This is a genomic window from Hyunsoonleella aestuarii, from assembly GCF_006148925.1.
In the GTDB taxonomy this organism is placed as follows: Bacteria; Bacteroidota; Bacteroidia; order Flavobacteriales; family Flavobacteriaceae; genus Algibacter_D; species Algibacter_D aestuarii.
Map to the genome: position 1 here is coordinate 203,883 of NZ_VAWB01000002.1, position 15,917 is coordinate 219,799.

Consider the following 15,917-nt stretch of genomic DNA (forward strand, 5'->3'; position numbering starts at 1 on the left):
AAGAATAAAGGTACAGAAGGAATGGTTATTTTTTAATTAAAAACTAAATAAAAATGGCTGTTTTAGACCACATTACATCGCAAGAAGCGATGGCATTAGAAAACAAGTATGGTGCCCAAAATTATCACCCACTACCAGTTGTATTATCAAGAGGAGAAGGTGTTTATGTTTGGGATGTAGAAGGAAAAAAGTATTACGATTTTTTGTCTGCCTATTCCTCTTTAAATCAAGGGCATTGTCACCCGAAAATAGTGAATGCTATGACAGAGCAAGCCCAAAGACTAACCCTAACTTCGCGAGCATTTTATAACGATATGCTTGGTAAGTATGAAAAATATGCTACGCAGTATTTTAAGTTCGATAAGATGCTTCCTATGAATTCAGGAGCCGAGGCCGTAGAAACGGCTTTGAAATTATGTCGAAAATGGGCGTATGAAGTAAAAGGAATTGATTTAAATAAAGCTGAAATTATAGTTTGTAAAAACAATTTTCACGGAAGGACGACTACCATTATCTCATTTTCAAATGATCCAGTAGCAAGAAAGAATTTCGGACCATATACTGATGGTTTTATTAAAGTAGAATATGATGATATTGAAGCTTTAGAAAACATTTTAAGTACCAACCCTAATGTTGCAGGTTTTATGGTTGAACCCATTCAGGGGGAAGCTGGAGTGCACGTGCCAAGTGAAAACTATTTAAAGGAAGCTAAAGCTTTATGTGAGAAGTATAATGTCTTATTTATTGCCGACGAGGTACAAACAGGTATAGCTCGAACTGGTAGACTTTTGGCGAGTTGTGGCAATTGTAGTTGCCCAAATAAGGATTGCTCAGGTACTCCAGATGTTAAACCTGACGTTTTAGTGTTAGGAAAAGCATTAAGCGGAGGTTTGTATCCAGTTTCTGCAGTATTGGCTAACAATGAGATTATGAACGTTATTCAACCGGGTAATCATGGCAGTACTTTTGGTGGTAACCCAATTGCAGCGGCAGTAGCTATGGCTGCTCTTGAGGTTGTTAAAGATGAAGATTTAGCCGAAAATGCATTTCAGTTAGGTGAATTGTTTAGAAGCGAAATGAACCGTTATATTGAAAAGAGCACTATTGTTAGATTGGTGAGAGGTAAAGGACTTTTAAATGCAATTTTAATCAATGATGACGAAGACAGCGATACGGCATGGAATATTTGTCTAGCATTACGAGATAATGGCTTATTAGCAAAACCCACGCATGGAAATATTATTCGTTTTGCACCGCCTTTAGTGATGACTAAAGATCAGCTATTAGATTGCGTTTCGATAATTATAAAAACACTAAAACAATTTGAAAATTAGTTTTTAGTAATAAAAAAAGCGACCAGTGGTCGCTTTTTTTCTATTTATCAATATTTAACTTCCAATTCCTAATTGCTCCATAATATCCTTTTGTTGATCCATATAGGCATCCCAACCTCCAACAGACATAATTTGGTATGCAGAAAGAATAAACGAAAGTACAGCAAGAATTAAACCTATAATTGCAATGGTTTTAGCAGTCTTTAACTGACCAAAGTTGCTATATAATTCAGGGTTTTCTGCGTAAAGCTTAGTGTCTTTATTTACCAAAAACAAAGCTATTCCAGAGAAAAGCAAGCCGCCAATTCCTGCACTGCAGCAGCAAGCTATAAATGAAATTATTCCGAGTACAAGAGCTATAGTAGCATTAGGTAATTTTTGTTGTTCCATGTTAGTATTATTTATTGATTATAAAGGTTTTTAAGATAAAGCTTGAAATGATAATTACTGTATTTACAATTGCCAAAATAATAATTATTTTATTAGCAAACTTAAATTTTCTGATGGCATTTATAATTATAATGCAAAAAAATAGTATTAAAGTATATATTGCAGGATACATGTAGAAGGCTTCAATGAATTCTCCTCGAAAAACAAGAGCAACTGATCTTTGTATACCACAGCCCATGCATTCAACTCCAAATAATTTTTTATTTAGGCATGGCAGCATGTAATCTTCAAGTCCTTTCATATAGCATTTTACATTATAAAGCTAAAATAATAAAAGGAAACGAATTCCTTAAAAAGGAAAAACTGCTTCAATAATTATTAGTAACTATTATTTTCTTATTAATAGATTGATTGTTTGATAGAATAACATTTGTAATATATATACCATCATTAAGGCTATTCGTCGATATTCTATATTCTGACCGAGATTGTATTTTAGACTTGCGTAAAACACGCTTACCTAAAACGTCAAATATTTCAATAGATTTAATTTCGAAATTATTTGGGTTTAGAATTTTTAATGTGGCAGATCGATTATTCTGAGTAATAATAAGATTACGAGTCTCTGAAATTATAAGGCTACTTAAGGTGTTCTTATTAAACCTAATTTCAAAACGATTAGTGTATAACCCAGGTTCTAAATTTATATGAAAAGGATGTCTTGTTAACTCTGTATATGTATTTTCTTCATTGTCGTAAAGGTATATTGGGCTGTTAGAGAAATTTTGAATATCCAATAGACTAATATTTATCATACTTTTATTTGCTACTTTAATTACAACAGGAATTGTTAAATCTTCGGAAAAAGGCAGAGCTTCTGCTATATAGATGTGTCTTTCAGACTTTAAATAAGCATCGGTAGATAAGATGAATTCAGACTTTATTGGACACTCTATCCCGTAATCAAAACCTTCAGTTGCACTGTAGTGAAACGTTTCCATTAATTGTCTCGTGTATAACCCATTGAAGTCAATATTCAATCGAAAACGTTTGTAATCTTCTGGAACTACAGAGAAATTAGACTCTGGAATAGTAGTTAATTTTGAATTTGAACTCTTAAAAAATTCACTATTGCTACTGCTTTCTTTTTCAAATACTCTATGGATGTTTTTAGCTTGAACAGTGCCTGAAGCAGTACCCGCAACCATGAAACCTTGTCCAATAGGAATATATCTTCTAGGTCGTTTTCCGCTAGGACTTCCGTTTCCTTCTCCATTAATATTGCCTTGGTTATCATAGGTGCTAAAGGTAGCAGGAACATATGTTTCAACTAATCCGTCACTACTAATAGTATAACTAGCGTATCCACCACTATATTCATCTAACCTATGTGAATTAGCACTTAAATCTTGCTCCCAAAAGTATAGACTGCCATCAATAACACTAGAGTTATTGTTGTCATGTATATAAGCAACAGCATCTATGGCAGAAGGGTAGGGATTTCCTACTAATGTTATCTGTTCGTTTTCAACATTAACACTTATAGTTCCGTTGTTCGGTTTTCCTCTAAAATCATAGTTCTGCATGTTGTTCGATCCAGTGGTTCCTTTCATTGTAAATCCTTCTCCTGGATTTATGATTGTATTACTTCGCACGTGTACCCATCCCGATAACCCATTAGCTGATGGGTATTTCCAAATCCAGTAGGGTTCAATATTTAAAGGGTTTGAGGTGCCGTTGTATGAGGTTGATGTGTTGTAAGTTGCAGGAATAGATGATGTTAAACCTATAATGTCATTTAATAATGAAATTCCAAAAGGGTTATTGGTTGAGGTATCATCCTTACTGCCAATTGGAGAACACCAATAGTTGTATTCATGGGCACCAACATTTCCATCCTGATACACACTTAATTCTCCTAAACCAGAGTTTGAAGTTGTTCCAGAGCCTTGAATAAGTTGCCCTTCGTCTCGAAGAAAGATTCTACTATTAGAATCTTCCAAATTAACATCGTCTTCAACAAATATATACTGATCACTTACAAAGACATAGTTGTCATTGCTAACTGAAAGTTGAGAGAAAGATAAATTTACTGCAAGCAATAAAATAGCTATTAATCTATGAGGCATTGTTGAGAGATCACAATTTACAGTTGCAAATATATAATTTTTTATCTAAATATGTATTTTGTCGAATATAATTGCGTTTTAACGGCCGTTCATTGAAGATTTTAATGGTGATTAGTTCCAATATAACCTTAAATTTTACTTATTTTGTAGCAAATAAATTCAATACTATTTTGAAATATCTAAACTATATACTCATATTGATTGGTGCTGTAATTGCTATTTATGCTAAGGTTGGAGCTAATCAAAATCAATATATCTTAATTAGTGGGATAATTGTGTTAATGATTGGAGTATATCGCATTGCTAAAACTATACCAAGCAAAAATGATGAACAGAATAATAACGATTTACACTAAACCATTTTGAATTTTAAAATAGGAGATACTGTTTTAGTTTTAGATGAAGATTTAGCAGGTGTTATAAAAAATATCTCTAAAAATCGAATTACTATTGAAACGGATGAAGGTTTTTTACTTGATTTTAGTAGTGATGAGTTAGTTTCAGATAAAAAAGAGTCTATTGATTCTATCTCATCCAACGTTGTTGAGCTTCGAAGTTTTATTGCTGAAAAGGAAGATATCCCGAAGCGTAAGCAAGTTAAAAGAAAAGCAAAAGAAAAATACTTACCAACAATTGAGGTGGATTTGCATATTCATCATTTGGTAAAGTCTTCTCGAGGTATGTCAAATCATGATATGTTAACACTGCAATTAGATACGGCAAGAAGACAATTAGATTTCGCTATTAAAAAGCGTATACAAAAAATAGTATTTATTCACGGTGTTGGAGAGGGTGTCCTAAAAATGGAACTCGACTACCTGTTTGGGCGTTATAACAATGTGAAATTTTACGACGCCGATTATAAAAAGTACGGATTAGGGGCGACTGAAGTTTATATTTTCCAAAATATCCAGCCTAATTCTTAAAAAGCTGGCGTTAGAGTGCGACTAGCAGATAACGAGCTATCTTGTAATTCGCCAAATTCAAATACATCTTGACTCAAGATCTCTAAATCTAGCTCAGTTATAACCAAACTTATGGTATAAGTTTGTTGAATAGTATGCAACCTGTAAGCAACAGCAGGTACAGTTAAAAAGACATCTTTGTTTAAGTAATCGGGTCCAATATTAGGGTCTCTAATGTCATTTGTTGGGTTTTGATCTTGGTCTACACTTTCTTCATCCCGCGTTAAAACTCCATCATCGTCGTCGTCGGTATCTAAATAGTCTGGAATATTGTCGCCATCGGTGTCTTGCGCATTGGCAAGTCCATCTGCTTCAGTGTAATCTGGGTTTTCCGTTACCGTAAATACATTATCTCCATCGTCATCCTGATCTAAATAATTAGGAATGCCATCACCATCTGTATCATCATCTTCTAAATCACCATTGCCGTTTAAATCTTCCAGTTCTGCAGGAATGCCATCGTTATCATCTTCGGTTAATGTCGTTGTAAAAATTGAAGGATTATTGGAACTATCAAAATCTTGGGTAATATTAACTTCTGAAGAAGGAACATCACTACAAAATAAATCTGAAGGTAAAGATACGTTGCTATACGTGCGGTAATTGAAAGTGTTTGAATTAGATGTTAGTTCAAGGGTTTCACCTGCTGTTAGTTCAAATAAATCTTCGAAGTTAATATCATTAACTACAATAGAAAGTGACTCGGAAGGGTCGCTTTTTGTTTTGTAAAATACCAGGTCACCACATTGACTAAAGGTGTCTTCAAAATCGAACTCAACGGTTAAAATATCGCCATCGTTGCAAGAAAAAAATAGAAGTAAACTAATAAAGAATGAAACAATTAAAGGCTTTCGCATTGCAAGTATTTTAAGCAAAAATAATAGAATTGTTATTTATAACGTGTCTTATTGCTAATAATTTTATTTCAAGTATTTTTGCTGCAATAATACTTTGATGGAACAGATTTATTTTGATAATGCAGCTACAACGCAACTTCGTGAGGAGGTTATTGATGCGATGATGCATGTTGTTAAAAATAATTATGGAAATGCCTCATCTTCACATAGTTTCGGACGATCATCAAAAGCATTAATAGAAAAGTCAAGGAAGCATATTGCTAAACACCTTAATGTATCAGCATCAGAAATTGTGTTTACTTCTGGAGGTACGGAAGCTGATAATTTAGTACTAAGAAGTGCGGTTCGGGATTTAAAAGTTCAGCGTGTTATTACTTCAAAAATTGAACATCATGCGGTTCTCCATACTATAGAGCAACTAAAGTTAGAGCATGATATTGAGGTTGATTTTGTGTGTTTAGATGCAAATGGTAATGTGGATTATGACCATCTTGAAACTTTACTCAATAAAGAGAAAAAGTCTTTGGTGACATTGATGCACGTTAATAATGAAATTGGTAATATCTTAAATATTAAGCGTGTTGCCGATTTGTGTAAGGAAAAGGGAGCCTTATTTCACAGCGACGCTGTACAGTCTGTTGGACATTATGCATTGGATTTGAATGAAATTCAAGTTGACTTTTTAGCGGCAAGTGCGCATAAATTTCATGGCCCTAAAGGAGTTGGATTTGCATTTATAAGAAAGAATTCTGGACTAAAGCCTTTAATAATTGGTGGTGAACAAGAACGCGGACTTCGTGCTGGGACAGAAAGCATTCATAATATAGTAGCACTTGAGCAAGCTTTTCATTTTTCAAATCTAAACATAGAAACCGAGACAGCTTATATTAAAGAACTTAAGACGTACTTTATTAATGAAGTTACAAAACATATTGCTGGCATAAAGTTTAATGGGAATTCAGCCGATTTAGAAAAAAGCACTTATACGCTTGTTAATGTTTGTATACCAGTGGAAGCTAATAAATCTGCAATGCTGCTATTTCAATTAGATCTTAAAGGTATTGCCTGTTCTAAAGGTAGCGCGTGCCAAAGTGGAAGCAATGCTGGATCTCATGTTCTAGCCGAAATTTTAAATGAAGATGATTTGGAAAAGCCTTCCATACGTTTTTCGTTTAGTATTTATAATACCAAAGAAGAGGTAGATTATGTTGTTGATGTTTTAAAAGAACTTGTAGGAGCTTAACCTTTAAGCTATAGAAGACTTTATATCTAAATCAATGACTGTTAAAATCATTCTCTATGAAGTGTCATAGTGTTTACTTCATCATTTTCGTTTTTAAAAGTGATATTTATTGTGCTTTCATTTTTAAAAAGTGACGGCATTGTTAGTAAATGGCATAAATCTAAATATGCTAAGTCGGTATCATTTACTTTTAAAATTTCATCACCATAACTCATGTGCTCTTTTAAATCTTCATTCCAAACCATGCCTACAATTAGTTTATTTTCAGCAATTGTAGGAGTGAAGCCAAACAATTTTTCATCTAAATCACTTTGCTTTTCAAATGGATTGAAGTAAAATTTTTTATTTCTGAAATCTAGAGTCATGTCGCCGTATTTCAGAATATCGGAACCAATTCTAGAATTATCATCATTTCCTGTAGTAGTTATAACATTTTTAAATTCATGATTGACAATTTTTATGGTAGGAATTTGCACTCGGTATTGAACGCTTTCTTTTGTTGCGCCAAACATGCCTAAGCTAGATGCACCAATCGAGTTCCCTAACTCATGAGTTACATTTCGTTCTTTTAATGTACTATAGTTTTTTTTACACATATCATAGAAACCGCTAGCTCCAGTATCTAAAAGAAGAAATTCTTTCGCGTTGTTTTCTCCTTGAAGTCCTATTGATATGTACGGACTACTTTGTCCGCCTCTAAGCACCATATCTATAGCTTCATCTTTACTTAAACTCATGCGTTTACGATCATTTGTTAAAACAAGTAAATTCTCTTTGGGCAAAATTTTCACAATAGATTTTCGCAATAAGTTAGTGCCGATTATGCCGTCAATTTCAAAACAATTGAAAACTATATTATTGGTATCATCGAAAACTAGAGCTTGAGAGTTTTTATATATAACATCACCAATGGTTAAACTTGGGATAATTGCATTCTTCATGTTTTGCTTATTGTTATTGGCGTCAGATACTGTAATCTCTGTGCTTTTTTCAATATTAAGCGTTTCAAAAATTCCAGATGAAATGACATTAGGAGCTCCAGTATCAAATAAAAATCGGTAAGTTTTATTATTTATGGATACAGGGATAACAATTTTTCCATTTACATCTTCATACTTAATTTCTGAATAATAATTTCTAGGTGAAGATGTACCGCTTTTAAATTTAGTTTTTTGAGCATGTGTTTGACTTGCTAAAACAATAAACAAGAACATTTTTAATATTGCTTTACTCATATCAAATTTTAAAACTTCATTGTAGTTCGAACATTGAAAACTCTAGGTGTAAGATAGTTAGGTATAGCGAATTGACGCTTACTATATACATCGCGGACCCAAGTGTTTGTAATAGAGTTTTGTACATCGAATAAGTTAAAAATCTCTACACCAAATGATAGCTCTTTAAAAGGTTTTTTCCAACCACTATTAAATTGCTTTTTTTCATCGACGATAACAAACTGAAAACCAACATCAGCACGCTTGTAATCTGGAAGACGTGTTTGGTAAACATAAGGATCTGCATAGCTAGGCGAGCCTCCAGGTAATCCCGTATTGTAAACCAAGTTTAAATACATTTTCATACTAGGTATATTCGGGACATAATCTTGAAAAAGAGCGGCGAACTTTAAACGTTGGTCAGTAGGTCTTGCAATAAAACCGCGGTTATCAATGTTTTCTTCAGTTTTTAAATAACCAAAACTAAACCATGATTCTGTACCAGGAACAAACTCACCGTTTAAACGCATATCTAATCCATAAGCATAAGCTTTGGCATTATTTCTTGCACGGTACCTAATACGAACATTTTCAAGTGTATAAGGATTTACATCCGTTAAGTTTTTATAATAAGCCTCGGTTGTAAGTTTAAAAGGACGATCCCACATTTTAAAACTGTAATCATTACCAAGAACAAAATGAATCGATTTTTGAGCCTTTACATTGGGTTGTACAACACCCATTGAATCTCTTAATTCTCGATAGAATGGAGGTTGATAGTATAATCCAGCGGCAACACGAAATAACATGTCTTTTTGCCAGTATGGTTTTATTGCAAATTGAGCTCTTGGACTAAATACAGTTTGACTAGAATTTGATATACCATCGCCACTTACAGACCAATTGTGTAAACGGACACCAGCATTATACCAAACATCGCTTATTCCTAAAGTAGATCGCTTACTCCATTGGGCATAAGCCTGTAATCTATCAATCTTGACATTATTAGTCGATCTCACGTTCTGAAATGGTTGAATTGGACCACTAAAAGGTTCGTAAGGTTGTTCGTTAACAGGTATTATTCTAGGAGGCCTTATAGAAAAACCAGCTGAATCAATAACTTCCCATTCAATTAAACGGTCTCGAATATCTTCATTAGAATATTTAACAGACCATTCAAAACGGTCATCATTAATTCTAAAATCTCCTTTGTGTTCAATGGTGCTTATTAGAGCGTCTAAGTCGTTTCTACCATGGTTAAGCTGACTTCCGATACCTTCACTAAATTCAACTTCACCTAGATTTTCATCGCCAATATTTGAGTTCACCTCACCTAATCGGTACTGTGCCAATATATCAAAATACTCCTCTTCAGTTGTATGGTAGGAGGAGGCAATAAGTTTTAAGTTCAGATTATCATTCACAAAATAAGTTCCTTTAAATGCTCCAAATAAGGTCTGATATTGATCCTTTTCTTGACCTTGATAAAAAACTAAAAGCGCTATAGGATCTGATAAGGTTCCAAAATTGGTTTGCCTAGTTAAGGGCTCATAACCATATTTATTAAATGAAGCATTTCCTAAAAAACTTAAATGAAATTTGTCTGTAAATTTATAAGTTAAAAAAGCTTGAGCATCTGCGAATGCAGCGTCATAATTGGTTTCTGTTTCTCTTGCATCTACTAATAACTCATTATCTCTGTATCGTAAACCAACTATGCTTGAAAATTTAGAATCTTTGCTTAAGTTTTCAATAGATAAACTACCCCCTAAGAAGCTTAAATCTGCATTAACTTCAAATTGGTAAGGTGTCTTATAAGTAATATCTAATACCGAAGAAAGTTTATCTCCATATTTTGCTTGAAATCCACCAGATGAAAAGTCTACATTTTGCACCAGATTGGTATTCACGAAACTTAAGCCTTCTTGTTGGCCAGAACGAATTAAGAAAGGTCTATAGACTTCTATATCGTTTACATAAACAAGATTCTCATCATAATTTCCACCACGAACGGAATATTGTGTACTTAGTTCATTATTGTTGCTTACTCCAGGAAGCGTTAGTAAAAGGTTTTCTACACCAGCATTTGCACCAGGTATTTTTCTTATAGTTTCTGGTTTTAAAGTGGTGATGCCTTCAACTTCTTTTTGTCGTTTGCCAGAAATGACTACTTCGGTGATCTGCTCAATTGAGGTCTTCATTACTGGATTAAACTCATATTCCTCACCAATTTTAAGATTAAAAAATAAAACTATTCTTTTGTAGGTAATATGAGAAAATTCAACTTGAACATCATCGTTTGCAGAAACTTTCAATAGGTAAAAGCCATTTTCATTAGTTTCTGTGCCAATCGCTCCCGCTTTAATACTAACCCCAGAAACGGCTTGGTTTTGTTCATTTAAAATAACCCCTTTAATCGTTGCAGTTTGAGCACTACAAAACCAAGTAAGCAGTACTGTTAAAATAGAGATGAATAAATATTTAGTATTCAAAAGACTTAAATTTATTTTCTGTAGAAAAGCGTTTCAAAAGTAGAACTATTTCCAACATTATCGGTTACAATTAGCTTTAAATTATTCTTGGTATCTGTAATAACGCCATCATTGAAATCATGCGTTAAAGTTTTCGTTTTATAATCATACTCCATTAATATCCATTTGCCATTAACGGTTGCTCTGTAGTTTGAAATACCTGAAAGTTTGTCGTTTATTTTAACCTTTAAATATCTATACTTACTTAACCAACTACTATTTTTAAAATTGGGGCTGTATATTTTTGGTTTAATCGTGTCCAGAGCAAGGGCATAAGTACCTAATGTTTTAGTAAATGTGGTAAGTGTGTTCTTTTCTCTCTTTGTGTTCGTGTATGAAGGAAATTTTTTATATCCTACCAATTTCGCGATGTATAATTTGCTTTTATCAGCATCTAAATAATTGCTTATATCGAAGCTTATTTTTAAACTTTTCTTCGTTGGAATGATATCCTTGTGCAAAATTAAAGTGTCATTGCTTACATTAAAATCTAAGTAAAAATCATCATAAAAGGTATTTTGAAAAATATCTACAGTAATATTGCTTTCTTTGAGGTTGGTTGTTTGGTTTGCCTTAATGAAATAGGGAGTAACTTTATCTTTTACTATTTCTAATGAATCATTTTTTGAACCTTTAATGTTCAAAGTAATCCAAGATTGATTGTTTTTAAAATCGGTCACCTTAATCTTAAATACCGAATAGGTACTATCTTCAACAGGTAAATGCCCATTATGAGGGTCTGTCTTAATTATACTTAGCGGATTATTGTCATTGTATAACTTCTGAACCCGTTGTTTTTTTGTGCGGTAATGTTCGTAATCTATAAGCCTATTAATGTGTTTGGTTTCATCAAACGAAAAACGTTTAAAGTCTAGTTCAAAGTACTTGTTTCCATTGAAAAAGGTCTGAATGTTGTAAACACCGTTCTTATTCGCAGCCAAATCTTGACGATCATCCGTTACAATACCGAAACCAATGGTCCCATAAGCCTCAATATTTTCAATAGTGTAGTCACCATTTTGCAACGGAATCAATCTTAATTTTTGTTTAGCTCTAGAATTATTGATATGAGCTTCGTCATTTAAAGGATAAGCATAGATTGCTCTAACGATTGGGTTTGTTGTATCCTTAATATTAATTCCAAACAACATGGGGTTAATAGGTCGTTCATCTTTATCGCGAATTTCAAAGTGCAAATGAGGACCTCCAGAGCCTCCAGTATTCCCACTATATGCAACAACACTGTTTTTTAAAACTTTTAAATCTCCAGCTTTTGGAAAGAATTCAATTTCATAATTTTCTTTTTCATATTGGAGCTTTTTAACATAAGCTTCTATTTCCGGAGCAAATTTTAGGAGATGCGCATAAACCGTAGTATATCCATTTGGATGAGTGATATAAAGCGCTTTCCCGTAGCCATAATGAGACACTTTAATTCTGCTTACAAAACCGTCTGCAGAAGCGAGTACTTTTAATCCAACACGCTGTTGTGTTTTTATATCTAATCCAGAATGAAAATGATTAGATCGCAATTCAGCAAAGGTACCAGATAATATAAGGGGAACATCCAATGGGTTCGCAAAATAATCTTGTGGGTAGTTATTTTGAGCAATTGCAAATGCCGATAAGAATAAGAAAACAATATGGATAAACCGCATAGATAAGTATTAAAGCTAAAGTATTAATTTGATTCGAATTTGCAAAGTATAACTCAAAAATCAAGCCATAGCACTAATAACCAATCATTAGCGACAGATTCGAAATTTTATTAAAAAACAATTGTAATTTATAGCTAGGTATGTTAACTTTGTGTGATAAGTATTGATTTTAGTAAATGAGTAATATTGAAGATATTGTAGATTCTTTAGAAAACAAAATTAGTAAAGTATTACACAAACTAGAGCTCTTAAAACTTGCGAATTCAAAGTTGAATGAAGAACTTGAAAATTCGAAGCAAGAAATAAAAACCCAGAAATTGCAAGTTGCGTCCTGGGAGGAAAAATACGAAGCTTTAAAAGTTGCTAATTCAATGCTTGGTAGTGACGATAATAAAAGAGAAACTAAGCTTAAAATAAACGCATTAATAAGAGATATAGATCATTGTATTGGTCAGCTTTCAAATTAATGTTATTTAAATTCAATGTCAGAGAAGCTTAAAATAAAGCTGTCCATAGCGAATAGGGTGTACCCCTTAACTATTGAGTCAAGTCAAGAAGAAGGATTGCGAAAAGCGGCTAAGAACATTGAAGCGATGATTAAACAATTTGAGCAAAGTTATTCTGTTCGCGATAAGCAAGATGTATTGGCTATGTGTGCCTTACAATTTGCTTCTCAAGTAGAACAGAAATCTATAGATAAAGAGCATGTGAGTGACCATTTAGAAGAAAAGTTAAACGCTTTAAATGATTTGTTGCATTCACAATTAGTCTCTTAACGTTCTTTAAAATAAACTAAAAGTTACTGCCTACATTGGTTATTTTTTTTGATAAACTCAACGTTAATTCTTTAAAAAGGGTGAGTTTAAGTTGTAAAAGCATGCTGCCTTAGTCGCAGATCCTTGATCAGCTTGTTAGCCCTAAACTTGTTTTTAAGGAGTTTATACAAAACTTTATACTGGTGTAGGCTTTTTTTATATATTAAACTAACTAAACATAATGGACAATCCTATTATATTAATTATCGGAGGAGTACTACTAGGACTTATAATTGGCTTTGTTATTGCCAAGTCTTTGGAGAGAAATAACGCATCAAAGCTTATAAAGGATGCTAAGAGAAATGCAACGGCAATATTAAAAGAAGCTAAGAATGAAGGAGAAGCAATAAAGAAAGATAAAATACTTCAAGCTAAAGAAAAATTTATTGAGCTAAAGGCGGAACACGAAAAAGTAATTTTTTCTCGGGATAAGAAGATGGCTGAAGCGGAAAAGCGAACTCGCGATAAAGAATCTCAGATTTCTAATGAATTAGCCAAAAACAAAAAGTTAAATGCTGAAATTGAGAATAAAATTAAAGACTATAATCATCGTCAAGATATTTTAGAGAAGAAACAGATTGAGTTAGATAAACTTCATAAAAGTCAAGTGCAGCAGCTTGAAGTTATTTCGAGTCTTTCTGCTGAAGATGCTAAAGCGCAACTTATCGAATCACTTAAAGGAGAAGCTAAGAATGATGCTATGGCTTACATACAGAGCTCTCTAGAAGAAGCGAAGCTTACTGCGGAACAAGATGCTAAGAAGGTTATTATAAATACAATTCAACGTATTGGTACTGAGGAGGCTGTAGATAACTGTGTGTCTGTTTTCAATATTGAATCAGACGATGTTAAAGGTCGTATCATTGGGCGTGAAGGGCGTAATATAAGAGCATTAGAGGCGGCTACAGGTGTAGAAATTATTGTTGACGACACACCAGAAGCTATTATTTTATCTTGTTTCGATTCTGTGCGTCGGGAAATAGCTAGACTATCATTACATAAATTGGTAACCGATGGTAGAATTCATCCAGCGCGTATTGAGGAAATTGTAAAGAAAACTAAGAAGCAAATAGACCAAGAGATCATAGAAGTTGGTAAGCGAACGGTTATAGATTTGGGAATCCATAATTTACACCCAGAACTTATTAAAGTAGTTGGTAGAATGAAATACCGCTCATCTTATGGTCAAAATCTATTACAGCACTCACGGGAAGTAGCAAAACTTTGTGGTGTTATGGCTGCCGAATTAGGGTTAAATCCGAAATTGGCAAAGCGAGCTGGTTTATTACACGATATAGGAAAAGTGCCTGATGCTGAGGCAGACATGGAAACACCTCATGCTATTCTTGGTATGCAATGGGCTGAGAAACATGGTGAAAAGCCAGATGTTTGCAATGCCATTGGAGCTCACCATGATGAAATTGAAATGAAGTCTTTATTAGCACCTATTATTCAGGTTTGTGATGCCATATCTGGTGCGCGCCCAGGAGCTAGGCGTCAAGTGTTAGACAGTTATATCCAGCGCTTAAAAGATTTAGAGGATATTGCTTTTGGTTTTCAAGGTGTTAAAAAGGCCTATGCTATCCAAGCAGGAAGAGAACTTCGGGTAATTGTTGAAAGTGAAAAAGTGGATGACCAAAAAGCGGCGGATTTGTCATTCAATATTTCACAAAAAGTTCAAACCGATATGACTTATCCAGGACAAGTTAAGGTAACTGTTATTCGCGAAACACGAGCAGTTAACATAGCAAAGTAAATTGTATGAAACACATTATATAAAAAATCCAGCTATTGCTGGATTTTTTTGTTTTACCAAAATCAATAATTATTTCCTCGGATGATATTTTTCAATTACTGACGTTAAATGACTTTTATCAAGATGCACATATATTTCAGTGGTTGTAATGCTTTCATGACCTAACATAAGCTGTATGGATCTTAGGTCGGCATTATTTTGTAACAAATGAGTTGCAAATGAATGTCTAAACGTATGAGGAGAGATACGCTTTTTTAGACCTATCTTTTCGGCGAGTTGTTTTATAATTGTGAAAATCATGGCTCTGGTTAGTTGTTTTCCGCGTCTATTAAGAAAAAGGGTGTCTTCATAACCAGCTTGAATATTAAGATGCAGCCTAATTTCATTTCGGTAAATATTAATATATTTTTTAGTACTATTAACTATAGGGACAAAACGCTGTTTATCTCCTTTTCCAGTCACTTTTATAAAACCTTCATCAAAAAATAAATCGGAGATTTTTAAATGAGTTAATTCGCTAACTCGTAATCCACACCCATATAAAGTTTCGAGAATAGCTCTATTGCGTTCACCTTCAGGTTTACTCAAATCTATAGCAGCAATAAGTTGGTCAATTTCTTTTTCTTCAAGTGTATCAGGTAATTTTCTTCCTATTTTTGGAGATTCTATAAGTTCTAAAGGGTTATCTTTTCTATAATCTTCAAAGACCAAATAGCTAAAAAAACTTCTTAAACCAGAAATTAAGCGCGATTGAGACCGTGCATTAACACTTTTAGCTGCATTATATATAAATTGTTGAATACTTTCAGCGTTTATAGAAATAGGTGAGATGCTTATATTATTTCCCTCTAAGTAAGTCACTAATTTTTTAACATCACGAGAATAATTATCAATTGAATTTTCAGATAAACCTCGTTCTATTTTTAAATAGAGTTGATAATCTTTAAGTGCGTTTTTCCATTTCATAGGTTAAAAATAAGGCAAAAAAAAACTACCATTAGGTAGTTTTTTTTAAAACTATAAAT

Annotated in this window: 15 protein-coding genes and 1 other RNA gene; 8 read left to right on the forward strand and 8 right to left on the reverse strand. The window is 33.3% G+C overall.

The window, feature by feature from the left end; all coding sequences use genetic code 11:
* Positions 1 to 53: 53 nt before the first annotated feature.
* Positions 54 to 1,334, forward strand: coding sequence for an ornithine--oxo-acid transaminase (gene rocD, locus FEF17_RS10645; protein WP_139002381.1), 1,281 nt, complete (start codon positions 54 to 56; stop codon positions 1,332 to 1,334).
* Between the two features lie 54 nt (positions 1,335 to 1,388).
* Here rocD and FEF17_RS10650 read toward each other — a convergent pair whose 3' ends face one another.
* The 3 genes from FEF17_RS10650 to FEF17_RS10660 all read right to left on the reverse strand — a co-directional run bounded on the left by FEF17_RS10650 (position 1,389) and on the right by FEF17_RS10660 (position 3,853).
* Positions 1,389 to 1,724, reverse strand: coding sequence for a CCC motif membrane protein (locus tag FEF17_RS10650; protein WP_139002382.1), 336 nt, complete (start codon positions 1,722 to 1,724; stop codon positions 1,389 to 1,391).
* A gap of 7 nt (positions 1,725 to 1,731) precedes the next feature.
* Positions 1,732 to 2,025 carry a DUF2752 domain-containing protein gene (locus tag FEF17_RS10655; protein ID WP_139002383.1) on the reverse strand — a complete coding sequence of 98 codons (294 nt, stop codon included), beginning with the start codon at positions 2,023 to 2,025 and terminating at the stop codon, positions 1,732 to 1,734.
* A gap of 67 nt (positions 2,026 to 2,092) precedes the next feature.
* The gene (locus FEF17_RS10660; protein ID WP_139002384.1) at positions 2,093 to 3,853 is read right to left on the reverse strand and encodes a DUF8693 domain-containing protein; all 1,761 of its coding nucleotides are present in this window, start codon (positions 3,851 to 3,853) and stop codon (positions 2,093 to 2,095) included.
* A 170-nt stretch (positions 3,854 to 4,023) separates the two neighbouring features.
* Here FEF17_RS10660 and FEF17_RS10665 point away from each other — a divergent pair, with 170 nt between their 5' ends.
* Complete coding sequence (locus FEF17_RS10665; RefSeq protein ID WP_246046839.1) at positions 4,024 to 4,209, forward strand: hypothetical protein; 186 nt, start codon at positions 4,024 to 4,026, stop codon at positions 4,207 to 4,209.
* Positions 4,210 to 4,215: 6 nt separating this feature from the next.
* Complete coding sequence (locus FEF17_RS10670) at positions 4,216 to 4,779, forward strand: DUF8465 domain-containing protein (protein ID WP_139002385.1); 564 nt, start codon at positions 4,216 to 4,218, stop codon at positions 4,777 to 4,779.
* Here FEF17_RS10670 and FEF17_RS10675 read toward each other — a convergent pair.
* Positions 4,776 to 5,675 carry a hypothetical protein gene (locus FEF17_RS10675; protein WP_139002386.1) on the reverse strand — a complete coding sequence of 300 codons (900 nt, stop codon included), beginning with the start codon at positions 5,673 to 5,675 and terminating at the stop codon, positions 4,776 to 4,778. The two genes, FEF17_RS10670 and FEF17_RS10675, sit on opposite strands and share 4 nt — an antisense overlap.
* Before the next feature lie 97 nt (positions 5,676 to 5,772).
* Between FEF17_RS10675 and FEF17_RS10680 the strand changes: the two genes are divergently transcribed.
* Positions 5,773 to 6,918, forward strand: coding sequence for a cysteine desulfurase family protein (locus FEF17_RS10680; protein WP_139002387.1), 1,146 nt, complete (start codon positions 5,773 to 5,775; stop codon positions 6,916 to 6,918).
* Positions 6,919 to 6,965: 47 nt separating this feature from the next.
* On the opposite strand, the gene FEF17_RS10685 is transcribed toward FEF17_RS10680, so the two are convergent.
* Genes FEF17_RS10685 through FEF17_RS10695 form a run of 3 tightly spaced genes read right to left on the reverse strand, consistent with a single transcriptional unit; the run spans position 6,966 to position 12,321 of the window.
* Positions 6,966 to 8,153 (reverse strand): aspartyl protease family protein, encoded by a 1,188-nt coding sequence (locus FEF17_RS10685; protein ID WP_139002388.1) that lies wholly within the window; start codon positions 8,151 to 8,153, stop codon positions 6,966 to 6,968.
* An 8-nt stretch (positions 8,154 to 8,161) separates the two neighbouring features.
* Positions 8,162 to 10,624 carry a TonB-dependent receptor gene (locus FEF17_RS10690; RefSeq protein WP_139002389.1) on the reverse strand — a complete coding sequence of 821 codons (2,463 nt, stop codon included), beginning with the start codon at positions 10,622 to 10,624 and terminating at the stop codon, positions 8,162 to 8,164.
* 11 nt (positions 10,625 to 10,635) lie between these two features.
* Complete coding sequence (locus tag FEF17_RS10695; protein ID WP_139002390.1) at positions 10,636 to 12,321, reverse strand: M23 family metallopeptidase; 1,686 nt, start codon at positions 12,319 to 12,321, stop codon at positions 10,636 to 10,638.
* A 176-nt stretch (positions 12,322 to 12,497) separates the two neighbouring features.
* Between FEF17_RS10695 and FEF17_RS10700 the strand changes: the two genes are divergently transcribed.
* The 4 genes from FEF17_RS10700 (at position 12,498) to rny (ending at position 14,892) form a co-directional block, all read left to right on the forward strand.
* Positions 12,498 to 12,788, forward strand: coding sequence for a hypothetical protein (locus tag FEF17_RS10700; protein ID WP_139002391.1), 291 nt, complete (start codon positions 12,498 to 12,500; stop codon positions 12,786 to 12,788).
* Between the two features lie 15 nt (positions 12,789 to 12,803).
* Positions 12,804 to 13,097: a cell division protein ZapA gene (locus FEF17_RS10705; RefSeq protein WP_139002392.1), complete on the forward strand. Its 294-nt coding sequence runs from the start codon at positions 12,804 to 12,806 to the stop codon at positions 13,095 to 13,097.
* Between the two features lie 55 nt (positions 13,098 to 13,152).
* Positions 13,153 to 13,261, forward strand: a non-coding RNA gene (ssrS, locus tag FEF17_RS10710) — 6S RNA.
* A gap of 56 nt (positions 13,262 to 13,317) precedes the next feature.
* Positions 13,318 to 14,892, forward strand: a complete 1,575-nt coding sequence (gene rny, locus FEF17_RS10715; protein WP_139002393.1) for a ribonuclease Y — start codon at positions 13,318 to 13,320, stop codon at positions 14,890 to 14,892.
* A 69-nt stretch (positions 14,893 to 14,961) separates the two neighbouring features.
* On the opposite strand, the gene xerD is transcribed toward rny, so the two are convergent.
* The gene (gene xerD, locus FEF17_RS10720; protein ID WP_139002394.1) at positions 14,962 to 15,858 is read right to left on the reverse strand and encodes a site-specific tyrosine recombinase XerD; all 897 of its coding nucleotides are present in this window, start codon (positions 15,856 to 15,858) and stop codon (positions 14,962 to 14,964) included.
* Between the last annotated feature and the right edge of the window lie 59 nt (positions 15,859 to 15,917).